Annotated in this window: 15 protein-coding genes; 10 read left to right on the forward strand and 5 right to left on the reverse strand. The window is 56.8% G+C overall.

Going from position 1 to position 20,968, the window contains the following annotated elements:
- Positions 1-14: 14 nt before the first annotated feature.
- Both rhaR and rhaS read right to left on the reverse strand, forming a co-directional pair.
- The gene (rhaR, locus tag ACMGEE_RS01945) at positions 15-866 is read right to left on the reverse strand and encodes an HTH-type transcriptional activator RhaR (RefSeq protein ID WP_253454011.1); all 852 of its coding nucleotides are present in this window, start codon (positions 864-866) and stop codon (positions 15-17) included.
- Between the two features lie 8 nt (positions 867-874).
- Positions 875-1,702, reverse strand: a complete 828-nt coding sequence (rhaS, locus tag ACMGEE_RS01950; protein ID WP_253454013.1) for an HTH-type transcriptional activator RhaS — start codon at positions 1,700-1,702, stop codon at positions 875-877.
- Positions 1,703-2,002: 300 nt separating this feature from the next.
- On the opposite strand from rhaS, the gene rhaB reads away from it, so the two are divergent.
- The 4 genes from rhaB to rhaM are packed head-to-tail and all read left to right on the forward strand — an operon-like array spanning position 2,003 to position 5,884.
- Positions 2,003-3,475 (forward strand): rhamnulokinase, encoded by a 1,473-nt coding sequence (gene rhaB, locus ACMGEE_RS01955; protein ID WP_253454014.1) that lies wholly within the window; start codon positions 2,003-2,005, stop codon positions 3,473-3,475.
- Positions 3,472-4,728, forward strand: a complete 1,257-nt coding sequence (locus ACMGEE_RS01960; protein ID WP_253454016.1) for an L-rhamnose isomerase — start codon at positions 3,472-3,474, stop codon at positions 4,726-4,728. Before rhaB ends, ACMGEE_RS01960 begins: the two co-directional genes overlap by 4 nt.
- A gap of 9 nt (positions 4,729-4,737) precedes the next feature.
- On the forward strand, positions 4,738-5,580 hold the full coding sequence (rhaD, locus tag ACMGEE_RS01965; protein ID WP_125287617.1) for a rhamnulose-1-phosphate aldolase: 843 nt from the start codon (positions 4,738-4,740) through the stop codon (positions 5,578-5,580).
- Positions 5,570-5,884 (forward strand): L-rhamnose mutarotase, encoded by a 315-nt coding sequence (gene rhaM / locus ACMGEE_RS01970; RefSeq protein ID WP_253454018.1) that lies wholly within the window; start codon positions 5,570-5,572, stop codon positions 5,882-5,884. Before rhaD ends, rhaM begins: the two co-directional genes overlap by 11 nt.
- 78 nt (positions 5,885-5,962) lie before the next feature.
- On the opposite strand, the gene ACMGEE_RS01975 is transcribed toward rhaM, so the two are convergent.
- Positions 5,963-7,144 (reverse strand): sugar transporter, encoded by a 1,182-nt coding sequence (locus ACMGEE_RS01975; protein WP_369894692.1) that lies wholly within the window; start codon positions 7,142-7,144, stop codon positions 5,963-5,965.
- A gap of 342 nt (positions 7,145-7,486) precedes the next feature.
- On the opposite strand from ACMGEE_RS01975, the gene ACMGEE_RS01980 reads away from it, so the two are divergent.
- The 6 genes from ACMGEE_RS01980 to ACMGEE_RS02005 all read left to right on the forward strand — a co-directional run bounded on the left by ACMGEE_RS01980 (position 7,487) and on the right by ACMGEE_RS02005 (position 15,442).
- Positions 7,487-8,356 carry an NAD(P)-dependent oxidoreductase gene (locus tag ACMGEE_RS01980; RefSeq protein ID WP_394148009.1) on the forward strand — a complete coding sequence of 290 codons (870 nt, stop codon included), beginning with the start codon at positions 7,487-7,489 and terminating at the stop codon, positions 8,354-8,356.
- A gap of 203 nt (positions 8,357-8,559) precedes the next feature.
- Positions 8,560-9,042, forward strand: a complete 483-nt coding sequence (locus ACMGEE_RS01985; protein ID WP_253454025.1) for an RrF2 family transcriptional regulator — start codon at positions 8,560-8,562, stop codon at positions 9,040-9,042.
- A gap of 284 nt (positions 9,043-9,326) precedes the next feature.
- Positions 9,327-9,662, forward strand: coding sequence for a helix-turn-helix domain-containing protein (locus ACMGEE_RS01990; protein ID WP_125287612.1), 336 nt, complete (start codon positions 9,327-9,329; stop codon positions 9,660-9,662).
- Positions 9,663-9,914: 252 nt separating this feature from the next.
- Positions 9,915-10,934 (forward strand): AI-2E family transporter, encoded by a 1,020-nt coding sequence (locus ACMGEE_RS01995; RefSeq protein ID WP_253454027.1) that lies wholly within the window; start codon positions 9,915-9,917, stop codon positions 10,932-10,934.
- Positions 10,935-11,052: 118 nt separating this feature from the next.
- On the forward strand, positions 11,053-12,633 hold the full coding sequence (locus ACMGEE_RS02000; protein ID WP_436829576.1) for a methyl-accepting chemotaxis protein: 1,581 nt from the start codon (positions 11,053-11,055) through the stop codon (positions 12,631-12,633).
- Between the two features lie 370 nt (positions 12,634-13,003).
- Positions 13,004-15,442: a putative mucin/carbohydrate-binding domain-containing protein gene (locus tag ACMGEE_RS02005; RefSeq protein WP_436829577.1), complete on the forward strand. Its 2,439-nt coding sequence runs from the start codon at positions 13,004-13,006 to the stop codon at positions 15,440-15,442.
- Positions 15,443-15,606: 164 nt separating this feature from the next.
- On the opposite strand, the gene ACMGEE_RS02010 is transcribed toward ACMGEE_RS02005, so the two are convergent.
- Together ACMGEE_RS02010 and ACMGEE_RS02015 are read right to left on the reverse strand one after the other, a co-directional pair.
- Entirely contained in the window at positions 15,607-17,988 is a 2,382-nt protein-coding gene (locus ACMGEE_RS02010; RefSeq protein WP_253454033.1) for a virulence factor SrfC family protein, read from the reverse strand.
- A complete protein-coding gene (locus ACMGEE_RS02015; protein ID WP_253460964.1) occupies positions 17,985-20,966 on the reverse strand; it encodes a virulence factor SrfB in 2,982 nt (993 codons plus the stop codon). Before ACMGEE_RS02015 ends, ACMGEE_RS02010 begins: the two co-directional genes overlap by 4 nt.
- Positions 20,967-20,968: the final 2 nt, after the last annotated feature.

The following is a 20,968-nucleotide window of genomic DNA, read 5'->3' on the forward strand; positions in this document are numbered from 1 at the left end:
CAGGGATGTGGCGCTTACCATGCGGCGGCTTTTTTCTGACGGTGCTGTTCGAACTGCTGGCGAAAGGCGCTGGGCGTCATGCCGGTTTCCCGGGTAAACACGACGGAAAAATAGTTGCTGTCCTCAAAGCCGCACAGCGCGGCCACGTCGCCAATCAGCGAAGGCGTGCTGCGCAGCAAAAATTTAGCCTTACACATGCGCAGCTGCCGCAGATACTGGCCTGGCGTCATGCCGGTCTGCTGACGAAACAGCTGCTTGAGCGCGCGCTCCGACAGCTGATGCTGAAGACAAAAATCGCTGAGATCGAAATGGGCCAGCTGGCCCTGAATGGCCGACATTAGCAGATCCAGCTGTTCGCCCTCAGGCAGCTGCCAGGCAACGTCCGCCGCGTAGCGGTGACGCTGTAGGATCAACACCAGCTGTAAAAACAGCGCCTCCGTCAGCTGACGCGACAGCCGATCGCTTTTGGCGCTCTCCTGCGCCAGCTGCTGGATCACGCTTCTCGCCAAAGCCATGCCGCGCGTCGTCAGCCGCCAGGCCTTTTTTTCCTGCGGCAGAAACTGCGACCAGTCCAGGCCAAGACGAAAGCGCTCCGGGCAGTAGATCACGTTGTCCAGCACCAGCTCGTTGACCGACTCATAGCTGTGGCAGTCTTCAGGACTGATGTAGAACAGATCGCCGCAGGTAATAAGCCAGGGGCGATCGTTCATCACGTGCAGCCCGTTGCCGCGCCAGACGATCACCAGCTCGCAGAACTCATGAATATGGGACGGGAAAGTTTGCTGGGGCGCGCGGTCGGCAATAGCGACCGGCATCAGCCCGGACGGAAAATAGTCGGCTTTCGCCAGACAAAGCGGCTTGCTCACGTGTCACCTCACAGGTCATTTTGCCTGATGGTACGCGGAGAAAAGCCAAATTCACGCTTAAAAAGGGTAGAAAAGTGATTGCTGTCACCAAATCCGCAGTGGTAGGCGATATCGGTAATACGCATTTCACTGTGGCGTAACAAATGCCGCGCCTGCAACAGACGCAGGCGGTTAAGGTAACGCTGGGGCGTGCTGCCCGTCTGTTGTTTCAGCTGGCGATGCAGCGTGCGCAGCGAAAGTGAAAACTTATCCGCCAGCGCGTCCCAGTCCACTTCCTCGCTGTAATGGTCGGCCAGCCAGTCCAGCAGACCGCGCATTCTCCCGCTCTGATCGTCACCGGGCTGCTCGCTGCATCCGCGCCGCAACAGCACCAGCAGCTGCATAAAGCGCAGCTCCTGCTCGGCCCTCGCTTCGGGCTGTTTCGGATCTACCGGCGCGCCCAGTTCTTTAATCAGCGTTTTCGCCTGTTCCATCACCCGGCCGCTGATACGCCAGTGCGAGGGGTAATGTCCTTCTTTTTCCTGAGGTAAAAGATGCTGGAAGTTGGTAATAAAGCGAAACGCCTCCGGCCCACGATAAAGCACGTTGGTCAGGATCAGACGATCCGTTTTTTCATAAAGATGGCGATCATGATCGCGCACAAAGCAAACGCATCCGCCGCAAAGCGTACGGGGTTCGCCGTTGAACACGTGCACGCCCGCACCCTGTTCAACCAGCACAATTTCGTGAAAATCCTCGTGGTGATGTTCAGGAAAGGCGCTCTGCGGCATACGAGGTTCAATGGCAACGGGCAGGCCGCCGCCGGGAAAAAAGTCCACGCTATGTAGTAGGGTCATGGTGCATCTCCTGGGTCGACTCTGGGGTCAGTTTACCGCCGCCGCCTGCGTTGCTGCCTTGATTTTTTGACCGGAAACATCGGCAAATCCGCTTGTTTTTCAAGAAAGTGCGCAGGCAAGTTGGGAAGTGCGCGTCGCGTCACACCGTTAATTTGCCGGCGCCTCAGCAGGAAATGTGAGCTGCTTCACGTTCACCTTTGCCCTGTTGCCAGCGAGGGATCACGCCTGGCACTGGCAGGAAGGTGCCAAAAGCAGCGGCTTTTAGACTAGGGGGCACTAAACAGACAGGAAGCCATCGCCATGAGCCTACAAAATTGTGTTGCCATCGACATGGGCGCCTCCAGCGGACGCGTGATGCTGGGCCGCTTTGATCTGCAAAGCGGCAAGCTGGCGCTGGAAGAGGTCGCCCGCTGCGTCAATAGCCTGGTCGTCAGGGAAGAGCGGCAATGCTGGGATGTGGATGCACTGGAAAAATTTATCCTTGCTTCGCTGGACAAGCTGATTCAGCAGGGCATTGCGCCGGACAGTATCGGTATTGATACCTGGGGCGTGGATTACGTGCTGCTGAATAAGCAGGGTGAGCGGATTGGGCTGCCGGTTTCCTATCGTGACGACCGGACCTGGGGCGTAATGCAGAAGGCCTGCGCCGATTTGGGTCGGGAAGCCATCTACCAGCGCACCGCAATCCAGTTCCTGCCTTTCAACACCCTTTATCAGCTGCGTGCGCTGTGCGAGAGCCAGCCGGAATGGCTCAATGACGTACGTCACGCTTTGCTGATCCCGGACTATTTCCACTATCGCCTGACCGGCAAGCTTAACTGGGAATACACCAACGCCACCACCACGCAGCTGCTGAATAGCCAGAGCGGCGAGTGGGATAATGCGCTGCTGGAATGGACGGGTGCCAATCCCGCCTGGTTCGGCAAGCCCACCGCGCCCGGCGTAAAAATTGGCGACTGGAAGGCCAGCACCGGCTTATCCGTCCCGGTCATCGCCGTCGCTACGCACGATACGGCCAGCGCCGTGCTGGCGGCGCCGCTCACCACGGACAACGTCGCCTGGCTCAGCTCCGGCACCTGGTCGCTGATGGGCTTTGAAAGCCTGCAACCTTATAACGATGCCGCCGCGCTGGCCGCCAACATTACCAACGAGGGCGGCGCGGAAGGGCGCTACCGCGTGCTGAAAAATATTATGGGCCTTTGGCTGCTGCAGCGCGTCTGCCGCGAACTGGCTATCGACGATCTGCCGGCGCTGGTGCGGGAAGCAGAAGCGCAGCCTGCCTGCCGGTCGCTTATTAACCCCAACGATGAACGCTTTATCAATCCGGTCAATATGGTGCGCGAAATTCAGGACGCCTGCGCCGGACAGGGGATGCCGACGCCTGCCACGGCCGCCGCGCTGGCTCGCTGTATTTTTGACAGTCTGGCGCTCTATTACCGCTTCGTGCTGGAAGAGCTTGCCGCCGTACGGGGCGCGCCTTTCAGCCAGCTGCACATCGTTGGCGGCGGCTGTCAGAATCCGCTGCTGAATCAGCTTTGTGCCAACGCCTGCGGTATTCCGGTGGTTGCCGGGCCGGTCGAAGCCTCCACGCTTGGCAATATCGGCAGCCAGCTGATCGCCCACGGCAGCGTCAGGGATGTCACCCATTTCCGCCAGCTGGTCACCCAAAATTTCCCGCTGAACACTTTTATTCCACAGGCCAGTGACGCTTACAGCCGCAGCTGGGCGCTTTTTCAGTCACTGACACATTCGGTTAAGGAGCTATGCGTATGACCCAAGCAATTGAGCAGGCGTTTGAACTGGCAAAATCACGCTTTGCCGAGCAAGGCGTGGACGTTGACGCCGCACTGAAGCAGCTGGATCAGCTGCCGATCTCAATGCACTGCTGGCAGGGCGATGACGTCCGCGGTTTTGAAAATCCTCAGGGCGCGTTGACCGGCGGCATCCAGGCGACCGGCAACTATCCGGGAAGAGCCAGAACGGCGGTCGAACTTCGCGCCGATCTGGAACAGGCGATGTCGCTGATCCCTGGCCCCAAAAGGCTGAACCTGCACGCCATTTATCTGGAAAGCGACAGCCGGGTCGAACGCAACGAAATCAAACCGCAGCACTTTGCCAACTGGGTGGAATGGGCAAAAACCAACGGCCTGGGTCTGGATTTCAACCCGTCCTGCTTTTCGCATCCGCTGAGCGAAAACGGCTTTACGCTGGCCAGCGCCAATAAAGAGATCCGTGAATTCTGGATCGAACACTGTAAAGCCAGCCGCAAAATTTCGGCCGCGTTTGGCGAACAGCTGGGCACGCCGTCGATTATGAATATCTGGATCCCGGACGGCATGAAAGATCTGCCCATCGATCGCTTTGCGCCGCGCGAACGCCTGGCGAACTCGCTTGACGAGATCATCAGCGAGAAGCTGGATCCGGCGCACCATATCGATGCGGTAGAGAGCAAACTTTTCGGCATCGGCGCGGAAAGCTATACCGTTGGCTCAAACGAATTCTGCCTGGGCTATGCCGCCAGCCGCCAGACGGCGCTGACGCTGGATGCCGGTCATTTTCATCCGACTGAAGTTATCTCCGACAAGATCTCAACTGCCATGCTCTACGTGCCGCGTCTGCTGCTGCACGTCAGCCGCCCGGTGCGCTGGGACAGCGATCACGTGGTGCTGCTGGATGACGAAACCCAGGCCATCGCGCATGAAATCGTGCGTCAGCGCCTGTTTGACAAGGTGCATATTGGTCTCGACTTCTTTGACGCCTCCATCAACCGTATCGCCGCCTGGGTTATCGGCACGCGCAACGCCAAAAAAGCGCTGCTGCGGGCGCTGCTGGAGCCGGTGGACAAACTGAAAAAGCTGGAGCTGGAAGGCGACTACACCGCGCGTCTGGCCCTGCTGGAAGAACAAAAATCGCTGCCGTGGCAGGCGGTGTGGGAAGCGTACTGCGTACGTCACGACGTCCCGGCGGGCGCAGGCTGGCTTGACAGCGTTCGCCATTATGAACAACAAACTCTCAGCAAACGTTAAGGATGCAACATGCAACACATTCTGACTTCATGGTTCGTCCAGGGAATGGTAAAAGCCACTACGGATATGTGGTTAAAAGGGTGGGATGAACGCAACGGCGGCAACGTCAGCTACCGCTTACTTGATGAAGAAGTCCGGCCGTTTGCTCAGGATTTCTACCGTGAGCCGCGCACGGTTGAACTGACGCAGCCCGTACCGGAACTGGCAAACTGCTGGTTTATCGTCACCGGCTCCGGCAAATTTTTCCGCAACGTGCAGCTGGATCCGGCGGACTGCCTGGTGCTGCTGCGCGTCAGCGAAGACGGCCGCGCCTACAGCATTTATTGGGGATTGAGCAACGGCGGCCTGCCCACTTCCGAGCTGGCCTCCCATTTCCAGTCGCACAGCGTGCGCATGAAAGTGACCAACGGCGCCGATCGCGTCATCATGCACTGCCATGCCACTAACTTTATGTCGCTGAGCTATGTGGTGGAGCTGGACTCCGCGCTGTTTACCCGCCTGCTGTGGGAAGGCAGCACCGAATGTCTGGTGGTGTTCCCGGACGGCGTGGGCATCGTGCCGTGGATGGTGCCGGGCACCGACGGCATCGGCGAAAAAACCGCGGAGCAGATGGCGTCGCACAGCCTGGTGATGTGGCCGTTCCACGGCATTTTCGGCGCAGGCCCGACGCTGGACGAAACCTTTGGCCTGATCGACACGGCGGAGAAATCTTCCGAGGTGGTGGTAAAAGTGCTGTCGATGGGCGGAATGCGCCAGAGCATTACCACGGAACAGCTGGTCGCGCTGGGTGAACGGTTCAATGTGCAGCCATGGCACGCCGCGCTGGAAGCAAGGCATCCGCATGTTGCGTAAGGCTTTTGTGATGCAGGTGCATCCTGATAAGCATCAGGAGTACGAGCAGCGGCATAATCCCATCTGGCCAGAACTGGCGCAGACGCTGAAAGCGCACGGCGCGCATCATTACAGCATCTTTCTGGACGAGTCTCGCCATCTGCTGTTTGCGGTGGTGGAGATCGAATCGGAAGCGCGCTGGAACGCGGTCGCCAGCACGGAAGTGTGCCAGCGCTGGTGGCGGTCGATGTGTGAACTGATGCCGTCAAACCCGGATTTCAGCCCGGTCAGCGAAGAGCTTAAGCCGGTATTCTATCTGGCATAGTAAAAAGCCCTGGATGGGCCTTCAGGACTGACAACAACGCATCTAAAAATAAGGCTCATCATTTGATGAGCCTTTTCGTTAGTTAATCCGCAGCTGCGGATAGCGTTTCATACTCCAGGCGCACCAGGCCAGCGAAAAGAGGCCGATTGCGCCGCCGGCATAGCCGATATGCGCCATGCCCAAATGCAGGCTCACCTGATTGCCCAGCAGCGCGCCGCCGCCAATGCCCAGATTATAGATGCCCGACATCAGCGACATCGCCACGTCGGTGGCGTCCGGCGCCAGCGTCAGAACTCTGACCTGAACCGCCAGGCCGATAATCATCATCGACAGCCCCCAGATAACACACAGCGTCGAGATCGCCACGGTATGCGTTGCCGCGATTAACAGCGCGAGCATACAGACCGACACCAGCGTAATCGCGCCCAGCAGAAACGTCGCCGGAAACTTGTTGCCCAACGCGCTGAACAGCACGCTACCGATAATGCCCGCCGCGCCGAAAATCAGCAGCAGGAAGGTGGTGAAATTGCCGCCCATCTGCGCCACGGCCTGAATAAAGGGTTCGATATAGCTATAGGCCGTATAGTGCGCCGTAACAATCAGCACGATCAGCAGGTACAGCGAGACCAGGGCAGGGCGACGGAACAGCATCGGCACGCTTTTTAGCGAGCCGGTATGTTCGCTTGGTAGCTTCGGCAGCAGTTTCGCCAGGGTTAGCATAGTCATCAGCGCCACCACGCCGATTACGCCAAAAGTGATACGCCAGCCAAGATACTGTCCGATGACGCGGCCAATCGGCAGGCCCAGCACCATAGCCAGCGCCGTACCGGTCGCCAGCATACTCAGCGCCTGGGTTTTCTTGCCGGCTGGCGCCACGCGAATAGCCAGCGAGGCGGTAATTGACCAGAAAATAGCATGTGACAGCGCGATGCCAATGCGCGAAACCACCAGCACGTTGAAGCTCCACGCGAACGCCGAAAGCGCATGGCTGGCGATAAAGAGCAGGAAGATGGCAATGAGCAGAAAACGCCGTTCGATTTGCCGCGTGAGCAGCATCATCGGCAGCGACATCAGCGCCACCACCCAGGCATAAATCGTCAGCATCAGGCCGACCTGGGCAGTCTGCATGGCGAAGCTGCTGGCGATATCGGAAAGCAGGCCAACCGGCGCGAACTCGGTGGTGTTAAAAATAAATGCGGCGATGGCCAGCATAATGACGCGTAGCCATGCGGTCTTGCGAGAAACGGTTATTGATTGCATCAGGTTTAACGACTTGTTGATAAGTGAGTTCCGCGTTACGCGAAAACAGAAAAGTGTCCATATTGTGTTTGATTTGTGCGACAGATGACATTGAAAAACGCCGTTTTTATGTAAATCAGCATAATCGGCGCGTGGCGAAGGTCATTCACCGCTTTTCACCCTTGTTTCTTGATTTAACGGCGAAAAATCTGTCGACCGGTGAGTATAGCCACAATTACGGGATGCGCCAGGCAGGGAACACCTTCTTACATAACCGCTGCGGGAAAATCAGCATTTCGCACGGGGTTGCGCTACCCTGGAAAGAGAATACCGTTATTTATCGCTTACGATAAGGAGTCTGTAATGAATCAACGTTCCGCTGTAGCCGTATTGGGATTGGGCGCGATGGGGCACGCTTTTGCCGCGAACCTGCTGAAAAACGGCTTTGTCACCAGCGGCTGGAACCGTACCAGCGCGCGCGGTGAAGATTTGCAAAGCGCCGGCCTGCGGCTGGCGGAAACGCCGGAACAGGCGGTGAAAGAGGCCGACGTGGTCATCAGCATGTTGGCGAATGCGGAAATCACCGAGGAAGTGCTGCAAAAAACGCTGTCGAGCCTGAAACAGGGCGCGATCCTGGTGCAAATGGGCACGATTGGCGTAGAGGCGACGGAAAAGCTGCTCGCAACCCTGCACGAGAAGCGTCCGGACGTGATTTTACTGGATGCGCCCGTTTCAGGCACTAAAGCACCTGCAGAAAACGCGCAAATACTGGTGTTGGCCAGCGGCGACCGGGAGAAAGCGCAGGCCGTCGAGCCGGTTTTTGCCGCCATCTCAAAAGGCGTGAAGTGGTTGGGGGCGGCGGGCGCGGCGTCGCGCATGAAGCTGGTGGTCAACGCCTGGCTTATTTCTATGGTGCAGGGGCTGGCGGAAAGTACCCAAATGGCGGAAGAGTTTGGCTTTACACCGGATGAATTCTGGGACGTACTGGACGGCGGGCCGCTGGCGGTTCCCTATGCCAAAGCGAAACTGGGCATGATCAAAGAGGGCAGCTATGAACCGCAAATGCACCTGACCTGGGCGTTAAAAGATGCTCGCCTGGCGCTGGCGGCGGCAAAAGAAAGCCGTCTGCCGGGATTAACCACCATCGCCGAACTGTGGCAGCAGGCCGTGGATGCAGGCTATGGCGAAAAAGATCTGTCGGTCATCTATCGCTATTTGCAGGAAAACAGATAACTTTCTTGTCAAAACAGAGGGAATAATCCCTCTGTTATTCAGGGTTATAGCGTAAATAGCAGGAACTGCTTAACGGCTTTCTTCTAAAGTGCAACACTATTTGGTATATTAATTTACTATCATCTTTATTAGTTGATTGATTTTAATGCTTTTTTAGATCACCGCCGATACGGTGAGGCACAGCTAAAAGCAAGGATCTGAACATGCTTGATATTCGTTTTCCTACAGCTTTACAAATGGTGCTCTGCATAGCCCAGGCGGAGCGGGAAGGTAAACGCAGCACCAGCAAAATTCTGGCAATGGGCCTTGAGGCCAACCCCAGTTTTGTCCGTAAAATGATGGTGCCGCTGACCCGCGATGGCATTATCGTCTCTACGCTGGGCCGTACCGGAACTATCCGGCTGGGGCGTCCGGCGGAGGAGATTACGCTTTGCGATATCTATACTTCCGTGCTGGAGGATAAACCGCTGCTGGCAGGCCGCCCGGAAGTGCCGGCGCGTTGTCTGGTTAGCGCCAACACCTGCTGGTTCTTTAAAGAGCTGGCTCACGAGGCCGAGCAGGCGTCGCTCAACGTGCTGGCGAAGCGGACGGTTGCCGACGCGCTACGGGAAATCTATGAGCGCGACCGCCGCTATCCCGAAGGCAGCTGCGAGGCGATGAAAACCCGTGAAAATGCTGAAACCTGAAGGGCAAGATAACCCTGAATATGGCCGGGCACTGACAATGCCCGGCTTTTTTATTGTCTTAAATCCTGTCGGGCCGCCACGGCTGCCGTAATCTTTACGCACTACGCCGCTTGTTGTGCGCTCTCTTTTTGCCGCTTCGCGATCGCATTTAATGCAACAATTATACTTGCATTAAGCGCGCGTCTGTTTTACCGTTACTAAATGCACTAATGACAGTTACCTTTTACCCCGCCCGGCGGCGGAGGTCAACAGCAAAAACAGGTTATAATTCTAAGGGGAAGACAATGAGCCATGATGATTTTATCAGCGACCTGGTAATGTGGATCGACACGCATATTGAAGGCAAGATGGATTTGGATACCGTGGCCCGCCGGGCAGGCTACTCCAAATGGCATCTGCAGCGTATGTTTAAGCAGCATACCGGCCATGCTTTAGGCGAATATATCCGCGCGCGTCGTCTGAAAAAATCCGCCGAGCGCCTGGCTAAAGGCGGCGAGCCTATTCTGGACGTGGCGATTTCATTCGGTTTCGATTCCCAGCAATCTTTTAACCGCAGCTTCAAACGTCAGTTCGGCCAGTCGCCGGGCGCATGGCGTCGTCAGGTGCAGGTCAGCGCCTGATTGCTTTTCAATGGCGGGCGTAGCGGCCCGCTTTGACTTTTCCGTTCCGCCTCCGTTTCGTTCCTCGCCGCATCGCATAAATATCAGTTCGACCAGGGCAAAACTAACTTTTCCGTCCCGCCTCCGTTTCGTTCTCCTGCCGCAGTGCATAAATATAGGTTCGACCAAATCAAAACAGGCCTGAAAAAACGCGGAGGATTGTATACTGTCTGAATTGTAATGCTTTTTGACTTCAGACAGACAGGAATCCCTATGGAGATACGGAACCTCACCAAACGCCAGCTTTGCGAAGCCGCCAGCTATCTGCTGGTCTTTATCGCGCTGCTGATGATTTTTCCTTTACGCCTGCTGCCGTGTTTTCTGGCCGGATTTATCGTTTACGAAACCATTCTGGCGCTGACGCCCTGGATAGAGAGGCTGGTCAAAGGGCCGCTGGCGCGTTGGATCACCATTTTCTTTCTTACCGTGGTGGTGCTGTTAGCGCTGGCGGGCGGTATCACCAAACTGATTGGCTTTCTGCTGCACGACTTCCACAGTCCGGCGGCTTTCCATGCCGCCGCCAGCAAGCTGCTTGAAGATGCGCAGGATACGCTGTCGCCGGTGGTCACGCGCTATCTGCCCGCAGATATCGATGAACTGCAGCATCAGGTTATGGCCTGGCTGCGCGAGCATCTGGTTGTGGTGCAAACGCTGGGCCGTACCGCCGCGCACACCTTTGCCACTATGCTTATCGGAATGCTGCTGGGCGCGATTATCTCGCTGCGCATCAGCGGCAGCGATACCAGCAACGCGCCGCTAACCCAGGCAATGCTAAAACGTCTGACGCTGCTTGCGGCTTCTTTTCACGATGTGGTTTTCGCACAAATCAAAGTCTCGCTGGTCAACACGCTGCTGACCTGTGGCTTTCTGTTCGGCGTGCTGCCGCTGTTCGGGCTGCACTTTCCGTTTGCCAAAACCGTTATCGTCCTGACCTTTATTGCCGGAATGCTGCCGGTGATCGGCAATCTGATCTCCAACACGGTTATTGTTTTGATTGGGCTTTCCATCTCTTTGCAGGCAGCGCTGATCGCGCTGATTTTCTTGATTCTGGTGCACAAGCTGGAATACTTCATCAATGCCCGTATCTTTGGCACCCGTATCAACGCCAAAACCTGGGAAATCCTGCTGGCGATGCTGGTGTTTGAATCCGCCTTTGGCTTGGCGGGCGTGGTTGCCGCGCCGGTGTTTTACGCCTATCTGAAAAGCGAACTGCGCCACGCCCGCCTGATTTAAGCTGCTTTACTGGCCCCGTTCGGGGCCAGTCTCCGCTATAAAGCTTCTTTATTCTTCTGCCGATAACTTCTCCTGAAGAACCGGAAAATTGCTTCCGCTTCATCTACCAGGGCATCAAATGAAACTCTCTAATTATAAGATCAGCGTGCGTTTAGGCCTGCTGGCCGCAGTATTGCTTTGCGCCACGCTATTTATCGGCCTGCGCGGCCTCGCTATCAACGAAAACGCGCTTGAGCAAAGCAGTCAGATCATGCAGCAGGAAATGCAGATTGAGCGGGTTATCGACACCGCGCGAAATGCACAAGTGCAGTTTAAGATTCAGGTACAGGAGTGGAAAAATACGCTGCTGCGCGGCGGCCAGAGTCCGGAGGCTTTTGCTAAGTACAGGACGGCTTTTATTGAACAGGGCGACAAGACTCAGCAGCTGCTTGCCACGCTGATCGAGACGATGCCGGCGGTAGGCATGGATAACCGTGAAGCGCGGGAGACGCGTAAGCTTCATGGCGAGCTGCAAGAGCGCTATCTCAGCGCGCTACAGGCTTACCAGCAGGGTGATGCCGACAGCGCGCAGCGCGTCGATCGTCTGGTCACCGGCGTCGATCGTCTGCCGACAAAAATGATCGACGAAGTGGTAGCCAACGTGCTGACGCACACGCAAAGCCTACATAAGCAGATCGCCGCTGCTAATCAGCAAAGTTATCAGCACACCAGACTGATCCTGGCCTTGTCGATGCTGTTAGCGCTGTTGACCGGCTGCATCATTACCTGGTGGCTGGTACGCAGCATCACCCAGCCGCTGGCGCAGGCAGTAAAAATCGCCCAGACGGTGGCGGCCGGCGATCTGCAGACGCAAATCGTGGTGAAAGGCCGTGATGAAACGGCCTCACTCATGGCCGCGCTGAAAGAGATGAACACCAATCTTACGCGTATCGTTTCCGACGTGCGTGACGGCACGGAAACTATCGCCTCGGCTTCGTCACAGATTGCCCTGGGCAGTCAGGATCTCTCCGGTCGTAATGAGGCACAGGCCAGCGCGCTGGAAGAAACGGCGGCCTCGATGGAGCAGTTAACATCCGTAGTCAGAAAAAATGCCGACAACGCACGTCATGCCAGCGATATCGCTCAGGATGCCACGTCAGCCGCGCAGCTGGGCGGCAGCGTGGTGAAGGAAGTAGTACATACGATGGGCGAGATTCAGCATTTTTCCAGCCAAATTAGCAATATTATCAGCCTGATTGATGGCATCGCCTTCCAGACCAATATTCTGGCGCTGAACGCCGCCGTTGAAGCCGCAAGGGCAGGAAGCGAAGGGCGGGGCTTTGCCGTGGTGGCCGCTGAAGTGCGGGCGCTGTCGCAACGTTCTGCCGCTGCCGCCAGGGATATTAAAACCTTAATTGACAGCTCGGTCAGCCGCATCAATACGGGTAACGCGCTGGTCGAACGCGCGGGTCAGGCGATGGAAAATATTGTGGAAAACGTGCACCGCGTCAGCTCGCTGGTGGCAGAGATCTCGCTGGCAAGTAATGAGCAAAGCGTCGGTATCGATCAGGTTAACCTCGCGGTAACGCAAATGGATGATGCCACTCAGCAGAACGCCTCATTGTCGCAGGAATCGACCGTAGCGGCGCAGTCCCTGCAGCAGCAGGCTGAAAATCTGCTGCGTAGCGTCAGCGTGTTTAAGCTTTCCGCTATTGTATAGGACACAGAAACGCGACGGCGGCCCGGCTGCTGTCGCATTCTCTCTTTACTAAATAAATAGGCGGAAGACCTGCCCAACGTACCTTTTCGTTCTGCTATTTTTGCCACAGAGTACACTGTTAAATAACCATCATTTCACTATTAAAAAAATAAATTATTTAGCGACAGGGTTAAGAATGTGACATTTTACTGTTAAGCCAGCAGGGTAATTATATTTTGCTATTCTTTTTTTCATGGCGTTTATCCTTTCGTTAATTAAAGAGATAGCCACCTCCTTCATTTAATGCTGACCTGTTATCAATAATTGTCGCCTGGCGATAACGCTTGCCTGATATCTTTCTTTGGACATAAACCCTGAAGAGAAAATAATCATGGCAACCCTGAGTAAAGTAAAAAACATATATTCCCTGGAAAGGCCGGTATGGATGGATGCGGCCGGTCTGAGTAAGGGTATTAATCATGACCGTCAGCATCTGGGAATTATCCTGTCTGCAGGGCAGGCGATCAAAGTCCGCCAGCTATCGCCCAATAACGGCTCATTGACGCTGCGTTTACTGAATAATGATGATCAAACTGAAGCTTCTGTCAGCTTTGGCTCCGCCTGGGTGAAGTTAAGTGCCGGCGCGGCCTCTGTGCCTTTTATTGATACCCCTTACGATCTTTCCACTGCCGTTGTGGAATATGAATATGACGACAGGGCTAACACGCTGCCTGTCTATGAGCAAGGCGGCAGCGAAAGCGCTTTCTTTCAGCTGTGGGACAGCCAGAACGCTGAGTTTGCATTAATCAGCAGCGAGTTTGTGAATATTTTAATTCCGGCAGCCGATAAACAAAAACTGCGTACGCTCCACGCGCAAAATAGCATCGACCGTTTAATCGAAGGCTACAGCAATATCTTTAATTTTTATAACACGCTGCTTGGCCTTTCTTTCCAGACACCTGTTATTACCGATAGGAATATCCGCAACCGCTACTTTATCAAGGCGGATAAAAGCGGCCCGGGCGCGGCCTATTACAGCGGTAGCTGGACCGCCGAAAGCAGTCCGACCATTAGCGACTTCTGGCTGTTCAGCAAAGAGCCCGGCTGGGGCTGCCTGCACGAAATTGCCCATGGTTATGAAGGCAAATTCATGTCGGACAGATTTATCGACGTGCGCGAGGTCTGGAACAATATTCACTGTGCCTGCTACCAGCATCTTACGATGGGCGACAGGCAATATCAGGAAGGCTGGCTGTACGACTATGGCAGACAGGCTGCGGTGGAAAAAGTTATCAATGATTTTGTGCGTAACGGCACGCCAGTGAATCAGTGGGATCTGCGCTCGAAACTCTACTTTATGATGCAGATGGTCAACAAGGCGGGCATGGAAGCCTTTACCTACTTTAATCAGCAGTACCGTCTGCTCAGTAACCGCGACGGCTTTATTGCTGAAGAACATTCGCTGCTGGATATGCTTTCTGTCAGCTTTGCCGAAGCGGGCGCCAAAATTGACGTTACGCCTTTTATGCAGCTGGTTGGCGCGCCACTCACTCGCCAGCAGCGCGACAATAATCTGTTTTGCCAGGGTAAGGCGGTTTATCCGTTAAATCAGCTGGTAGAAGAGGGACGGCTGGCGGCGTTGCAGCAGCAGCTGAATTTGCGTAGTCCGCTGGCGTTGGTGGATGTTCAGCAACTGAAAATAACCGGTCTGACCGGCAGCGTCAGCCTGAAACTGGATATCGATGACTTCCGTCAGATTGAAAATGAAACCCTGACGCTGCTTGACGGCGCAACGGTCGTACGGCAGGTAAAAATTAACCGGCAGGAAGTGCTGCTTGAGGATCTGCCTGTTGGCGTTTACACGCTGCATTTACCCACCGGTAAAAGCCAAAAGTATGCTGTGCAGCCAGGCTATCTGAACGTTAAAACCGGGCAGTCAGCGCAGGTTATTCATTACCAGCGTAAAATAGCCTCACCGTTACTTAATCAGGTATTTAACCTGCTGGGGCTGGGCGATGCCAGTTTTGCCAGCGTCGAGCTGGACCACAGCAAAGGCCTGCTCAGCATTAATGCGGGTGGAAACAGTCCGCACGTTTATTTCCCGGATCAAACCTATGCTCAGATTACGATCCGCGACGGCAGCAACAGAGAAATCTATAAAAGAACTTTTCTGGGCAACGATCGCCTTATTGCTCACGACGAAATCGCTTTCTCTTACGGGGATCGGATTGAAATCTACCATCGTGAACCTTCTCGTTTACGTTTGTCGCCCGCCGTATCCGGCATAATCGATGCTACTGGCGAAACCAATCATTTTGTTATTACGGCCAGCGGCCTGAAAAATGAAAAATTAAACAACAACCCAGAAACGGATCTGGCCGAGAGACTGGAAAGCGCTTCGCTGGCGATTGCCGCTAACCATGCGGTTGTGGGCGCGGATTATGCGGCGGCTAAAGACGATCTCTGGCTGGCCGTCATGGCTTTGAGCCGTCCGCTGCGTGATATCCTGTTTGCAAAATATTATATTTATCTTTCTATGCATAACGAGCTGACGGAGCATCCTGAAGTGCCTGAAGTGCCTGAAGTGCCTGAAGTGCCTGAAGTGCCTGAAGTGCCTGAAGTGCCTGAAGTGCCTGAAGAACCGGTGGCGCCGGCTCCGCCGCTTTATCCGCTTTGGGAAGCCGGTCGCATATACGTCGGAGGCGACAGGGTGACGCACAAAGGACGAAACTATCTGGCTAAATGGTGGATTGGGCAGGGCACCGAACCCGGCCTGGAGAGCACGACCGGGGCGGCAGACGGCGACGGCCGTCCATGGACAGAGATCTAACCCAGGTCTGAGTCAGGCAGCCTGAAAAGTATTCATTTCGGGCTGCTGTTAAATGGCAACGCAGAGCACATGGGAAGGGTACTCTGCGTTTTTTACCTTTATTGAAAGTAACCAGCGGTTCAACTAAACCGCCGCCATCCTGCAACGGCTTTCTCCCGTGCCTGCTACTTACCTGTCTGCTTCAAAATCTCAGCCAGCTGCGCGCGGTGCTCGCCGTCAATCTCCCGAGCGGCGGAATAACCGGCATTCAGCAGAATGGTTTCATTCAGCCCCACCAGCCAGTCATAGATATAGTAGGCGGCATGGTTATTAGGCTTCAGCGCCAGCTTTGTCAGCCGCTGGCCCGGCCCCAGGCTGGCGGCCTGGGTTTCCGGACGGGCGAAGATCTTCTGGCCACGATTGATTTTACTGTCGGGGCGCGCCGACTCTGGCAGATGCTGGAAGCCGAGCCAGGCGACGAAATCGCCCAGCACGCTCAGCGCGCGGGAGACCTGGCGATCGGCCAGCATCTCGGCCGGGGTATTCGCCGCATCTTTATCCGTCAGGATTTTCACCAGCGCGCCTTCAATATCCAGACGAATACTGGCCGTGGTCAGCTCTTCAGTCAGCATCTCCAGCGTGGGGCGCGTCACGCCCAGCAGCTCCAGCAGCGCGTCCTGTTCGGGCAGCTGTCCCAGCAGGTTGATCCAGTAACGGTAGACCTGTTGCGCAAAGCCATTTTCCGCTTCGCTCTCCTCGCCCGTTTGCTGCGCATCCAGCGGCAGCGGTAAAGGATCGTTGCTCAACAGATCGATACTCATTCCAATGCCGAAGGGATCCTCTTCCGTCAGGGCATACTCTTCGTTGCTGCGGCGCTCGGCGGGGTGTTGCTGCTGCATAAACAGGTGACGCAGCGTTTCGCGCGTCGGCAGCAGCCGCTCCAGCAGCTCGCCGTGCACGCCGGTTCTGGTTTGCAACGCCTTCAGCAGCGATTCGGCAACGCGCAGGCGGGCCTCCGGCTCCTCTTTTTCCGCCGCCAGATACCAGCGGCCCAGCAGGTTATCGCTCAGCTCGCGACGGATCTCGCTGAGCTGTTCCTGCAAGCGCGTCATTTTGTTTTCGCGGCTGACTTCGCTGGTCAGCCAGCCCGCCATCCGCTTCACGCCCTTATCGTCCATCGTCAGCATGGTGCCCCAGGCATCGCCGGGATTGCCCACGTAGCGCTGTACGGCGGCGTCGTGGTTCTGACCGTGCGTAATACGCTGGTCAAAAGGCGTCAGCGCCCAGATTAGCGCAGGTTTGCGGCCGCTGTGCGGCTGGCCCTGGGTCTGCTTCACCCAGTTGTCCAGCACACGGCCCACGATGCGGGTATCCGCGCGCTGGCTGGAAGCGTTACAGACCATCAGCAAGTCGACATCCTGCCGTTCTGCGGCGCGGGTTAACAGGAAAGGACGCTTGGCGGTGGTAAAGGCCAGCGCCAGTTCGTGTGCGCTGTCATCCGGCAGAACTGACGGTTCTTCAAAACCGGGAAAGTCCAGCAGATCGACCTGTTCAAACAGGTTTTCACGCGGCGCGCTGTAGAACGGCAGCAGCACTTCGCGGCTCAGCAGGTTCAGCTCGCCCAGCGCCAGGTTAACCGGCCTCAGGCTGCGGCCGTTATGCTGCGGCACTACCTGAATAACGCGATCCGATGAGGCGTTAAAATAGCGCAGGCCGCTGCTGTTTAATACGCTCAGGCCGGGATCGTCCACCGTGCTGATGGGCGCCAGCACGCGTCGCGCGCCGGAAAGATGATGCAGCACGTGCGCCAGCTGGCGATAAAGCGCGGAAAGATCGCGGTCTTCATTCCACAGCAGGGAAAAGAGGCGGGCGCGATCGTCCACGCCCAGCATCGGCGCCAGCTCCACGGCCTGCGGCCAGAAATGACTTTCCAGCGCCTTGCTGCGGCAAATCTGGGCGGCGTTCAGACGGTGCCACAGCGCCACCACGTTATTGCTGCTCATGCCTTCCACGCTCTGCGCCTGGCGATAAACGGCGACGCTTTTCATGCGCTCGGCAATCTGCTGCTCATCCAGCGCGATGGTTTCGCTGCCGCTGCGTTTGGCCCAGATTTGCGCCAGCACGCCGGCGATCTCTTCTTCGCTCATCAGCGACAGCTGCACCGGCCATTCGTTATCGGTGCTGGTCTGCCGGCCGCTGAAGCGCATCACCATGGTGGCGCTCTGCTGCTGCGGATTAAGCTGCGCATAGTCAAAGGTGGTATTGCCCAGCGCCAGCTCCATCCGGCCTTTTTCACTGGCGGCCAGCGCGGCGATCAGCCAGGCTTTGCCCGCCTGCGCCAGGCCGAAAAAGCCGACCGCGCACTCATTGCTCGCGGCCTCATTCAGCCGGGTTGCCTTGTTATGCTGATGCCGCAGCCGGACGCCAAGGCGATCCGCTTCCATATTAAGACGTGGGGCGGTGGTACGGGCGCTTTCCAGCCAAATCAGCGCGCGATCGATACCCTTGGTCACGTTTTCCAGTTTTTTGCCGAACTGCCCCGATGGCTTAGGCGTCAACGCTTTCATTTTTTATATACGCTCCCACTGTCAATCCAGTAATGGGTTAATCCTGAGCCGCTGCTGGCCAGCGTATTCAGCCTGAGCCGCAGATGTTCCAGCGGCACGCGGCTGCCGTCGTCCAGCGTTGCCTCGGCAATAGCAAATCTTTCCGGGCCGAATTCGCCTTTGGTTTCCGCCACCGCCAGCTTGATCTTCAGCACCTTGTCGCCTGCCACGCTGCGGGCCAGCTGCGGATCGGCGATCGACAGGGTGTAAAGCGGCGAAGCGGGCCAGCGATCGTTATCCAGCTGCCGGAATCCCAGCGTCAGCGCGCCGCGAACCTGAAAACGCTCGCGTGGGTCGAGCCGGAAATTATCGTCATCCAGATCGATATCGGCATACCAGACGTTCTCGGCGCTCAGGCTGCCGTTACCGTCCAGCATGCCCAGATAGCGAATAGTGGAGTACGGCTGAAAATCACCTGCCTTAAACCAGAAGTTCGCCAGCCTTAAATCCAGCGACAGCAGGCACAGCATAGCGCCGACCGCCGCCGTGGATTTCGGGTTCTCAATCCGGCCCTGTTTGTTAAAGGGATACCAGTCGTTGGTGTGGTAGCCGTCCAGCGACAGAATACGGCTGACCGGCAGCGGCTGGAGATGGCGGAACAGCGCCTGCACGCCAGGGAAGCGCGAAGGGCGACCCGTCAGCAGCAGCACATCGCAGTCATACACGGCAACCACTTCCGACATCGAGCGCAGGCTCTGGGTAATATTCATACGCGGCGACAGGAACTCCGCATGAAGCTTGCTCAGCCTGACCACCAGCGGGACACGCAGCAGATCGAAAGCTTCCGCCTCGTTCGGCAGCTCGCGCTGGATCTCGCGGTTGATATAGTCGAGCAGCTTTTGCGTCGGCGCCTGGGCCAGCAGCTCGCCAAAGCGGGCATCCAGCTCGGCGTTCAGCTCCAGCGGATCGAATTTTTCATAGGCTTCCAGAATCGCCTGGCCTACCGGAATGAAAATTTGCAGCGTAACCTGCTGACGCAGCGTGGAATGTCCGTCCAGACGACCTTCATGGCCGAAAAGCCGCGTCATTACGCCTTCCGGGTTCACCATACCGGCTTCTTTGAACGCGTGCTGCAAGGCGGGCAGCACGTAAAGCTGGATCACATCCAGCAGAATGTCGTCGCCGGCCTGCTTAAAGCCTTCGCGGAACAGCAGGCGCGGCATAATCTTCACGTTGTTACCGACGCCGTCATCCAGGCGATACTGGGTGATCGCCAGATCGGTGGTGCCGCCGCCGATATCAATGGAGGCGATACGCAGCGTTTTGCCCACCGGCTCGTCGGGCGCGCGAACGCGATCGGGGCGCGCCATGCTGACAAAGAACGCCTCGGCGCGACCGCCGAAGTTCACCTGCGTTTCGTTATAGAGATAAACCATCTGGCCGCAGGTCGCTTCGTCCCATTCCATCTGGACTTCCGGTACCGGCACGCTGCTTTTTGCCTTGTCTTTGGCGCTGGTAAAGTCGTCATCCGCCGGATGCCAGCCCATCGCTTTCCAGATCAGCGCGATCGCTTCCTGCATCCGACGACGGAAAATCTCGCGCTCCGGTTTAGGCATAGCGGAAGGCAGCGTCAGGATAATATTACGCAGCTGGCGCGGCGCGCTGCTGTGCAGCATCTTCTGGCGCTGCAGCGCGCTGTTCATTTGCAGCAGCGCCTGCGCCAGCAGTTCGCCAAGCATAAACGTCATTACGGAACTACGGCTGTACTGCGGCGTAAAGACCGGCAGGCGCTCCTCCAGCGGCTGGCTGAACAGCGGCTCGCCTTCGTCATTAACCAGATTAGTCAGCGGCGCGGCGGTTGCCAGCGGCTCCAGCGCGGCGTTGCCCGGCGTGCGGCTGAAGCGCCAGCCTGGCGTGTAGGCATCCTCATCCCAAAGATAGCGGCGCGGGCTGGAAATGCCGGTTGCGCCTTCCGTGCCTAAACGCTGCAGCGCCAGGTTGCTCGCCTCGCGGCCTACGCGGGTAATCGAAGGCCAGATAAAGGCGTCATCGCGTCCGCTTTCCATCGAGAAGTTCTGCTTGCCAAAGCTGGCCTGGGCAAATTCAACGCGGCTCTCGAACAGCTCGTTATAGACGCGGTGCGGCGTGCCCAGATCCCGCAGATGCAGCTCATAGGTGTGCTTGAGGCCGTGATGATCGTCAACGTGATCTTCCACCATAATGCCGCAGGTATGCGAGTTGCCAACGTCCAGGATCAAATCGACCGGGATGGCCGGCTCCTGTAGCGTGGCGGCGCTGATCTTCAGCTCCGGCATCGCCAGCTGGTGGCCGAGCATATGCAGAATATTCAGGTAATGGGCCTGGTATTCAAATTCGCGCAGCGCTGTGCGGATATTAACCTGCGGACGCTGCTCGACGGCGGCGGCCTGCTGGCTGAAGACCTCGCGCAGCCAGCCGTCGATCCAGGTATGATCCAGAAACTCGCCCAGCTCGTTGCTGCGATAAGCCAGCGCGAAGCTGACGCCGTTTTTGACGTCGCTCTCCACCAGCGCCAGCGACTCGTCTTCGCCTTCCTGCCAGGTGCGGGTTTCGAAAGCCAGGCAAATGCGATGCGTCTTGCCGTTTTGATCGGGCTTATCCAGCGCGACAATCTGCACGCGCGCCCAGTTATCAGGCCCGCCGATAAAAGTGCGGGGCGGATTAAAGCGAAAGAAGGGCAGCGGCAGCCACACGCCGTCCAGCAGCGCCAGCGACTGCGCCAGCGGGAAACTAAACTCGGGCTTCACCACTTCCGGCATGCCGCCCACCGCGATCGGCAGCAAATATTTGCCGCTCTGCGCGTTAAAGTTCAGACGCAGCAGCGGGCCGTTGGCCGTCTGACGGACAAATTTGCCCGGCAAATCGTTTTCCGGATCCGGCGTCAGGGCAAAATCCAGGAACTGGATGCCGCTGTTCTGAATCAGCGTCATGTTCGGTTTAAAATCTGCGGTCGCCAGCATCA

The organism is Erwinia artemisiae, from assembly GCF_051400835.1.
GTDB classification, from domain to species: Bacteria; Pseudomonadota; Gammaproteobacteria; order Enterobacterales; family Enterobacteriaceae; genus Erwinia; species Erwinia aeris.

Bases quoted from the DNA above. Each gene is read 5' to 3' on its own strand.
- ACMGEE_RS02005 (WP_436829577.1), top strand. From the start codon at position 13,004: ATGGCAACCCTGAGTAAAGTAAAAAACATATATTCCCTGGAAAGGCCG.
- rhaM (WP_253454018.1), top strand. From the start codon at position 5,570: ATGTTGCGTAAGGCTTTTGTGATGCAGGTGCATCCTGATAAGCATCAG.
- ACMGEE_RS01975 (WP_369894692.1), bottom strand. From the start codon at position 7,144: ATGCAATCAATAACCGTTTCTCGCAAGACCGCATGGCTACGCGTCATT.
- rhaD (WP_125287617.1), top strand. From the start codon at position 4,738: ATGCAACACATTCTGACTTCATGGTTCGTCCAGGGAATGGTAAAAGCC.
- ACMGEE_RS02000 (WP_436829576.1), top strand. From the start codon at position 11,053: ATGAAACTCTCTAATTATAAGATCAGCGTGCGTTTAGGCCTGCTGGCC.
- rhaS (WP_253454013.1), bottom strand. From the start codon at position 1,702: ATGACCCTACTACATAGCGTGGACTTTTTTCCCGGCGGCGGCCTGCCC.
- rhaB (WP_253454014.1), top strand. From the start codon at position 2,003: ATGAGCCTACAAAATTGTGTTGCCATCGACATGGGCGCCTCCAGCGGA.
- ACMGEE_RS01985 (WP_253454025.1), top strand. From the start codon at position 8,560: ATGCTTGATATTCGTTTTCCTACAGCTTTACAAATGGTGCTCTGCATA.
- ACMGEE_RS01960 (WP_253454016.1), top strand. From the start codon at position 3,472: ATGACCCAAGCAATTGAGCAGGCGTTTGAACTGGCAAAATCACGCTTT.
- ACMGEE_RS02015 (WP_253460964.1), bottom strand. From the start codon at position 20,966: ATGCTGGCGACCGCAGATTTTAAACCGAACATGACGCTGATTCAGAAC.
- ACMGEE_RS02010 (WP_253454033.1), bottom strand. From the start codon at position 17,988: ATGAAAGCGTTGACGCCTAAGCCATCGGGGCAGTTCGGCAAAAAACTG.
- ACMGEE_RS01995 (WP_253454027.1), top strand. From the start codon at position 9,915: ATGGAGATACGGAACCTCACCAAACGCCAGCTTTGCGAAGCCGCCAGC.
- ACMGEE_RS01980 (WP_394148009.1), top strand. From the start codon at position 7,487: ATGAATCAACGTTCCGCTGTAGCCGTATTGGGATTGGGCGCGATGGGG.
- ACMGEE_RS01990 (WP_125287612.1), top strand. From the start codon at position 9,327: ATGAGCCATGATGATTTTATCAGCGACCTGGTAATGTGGATCGACACG.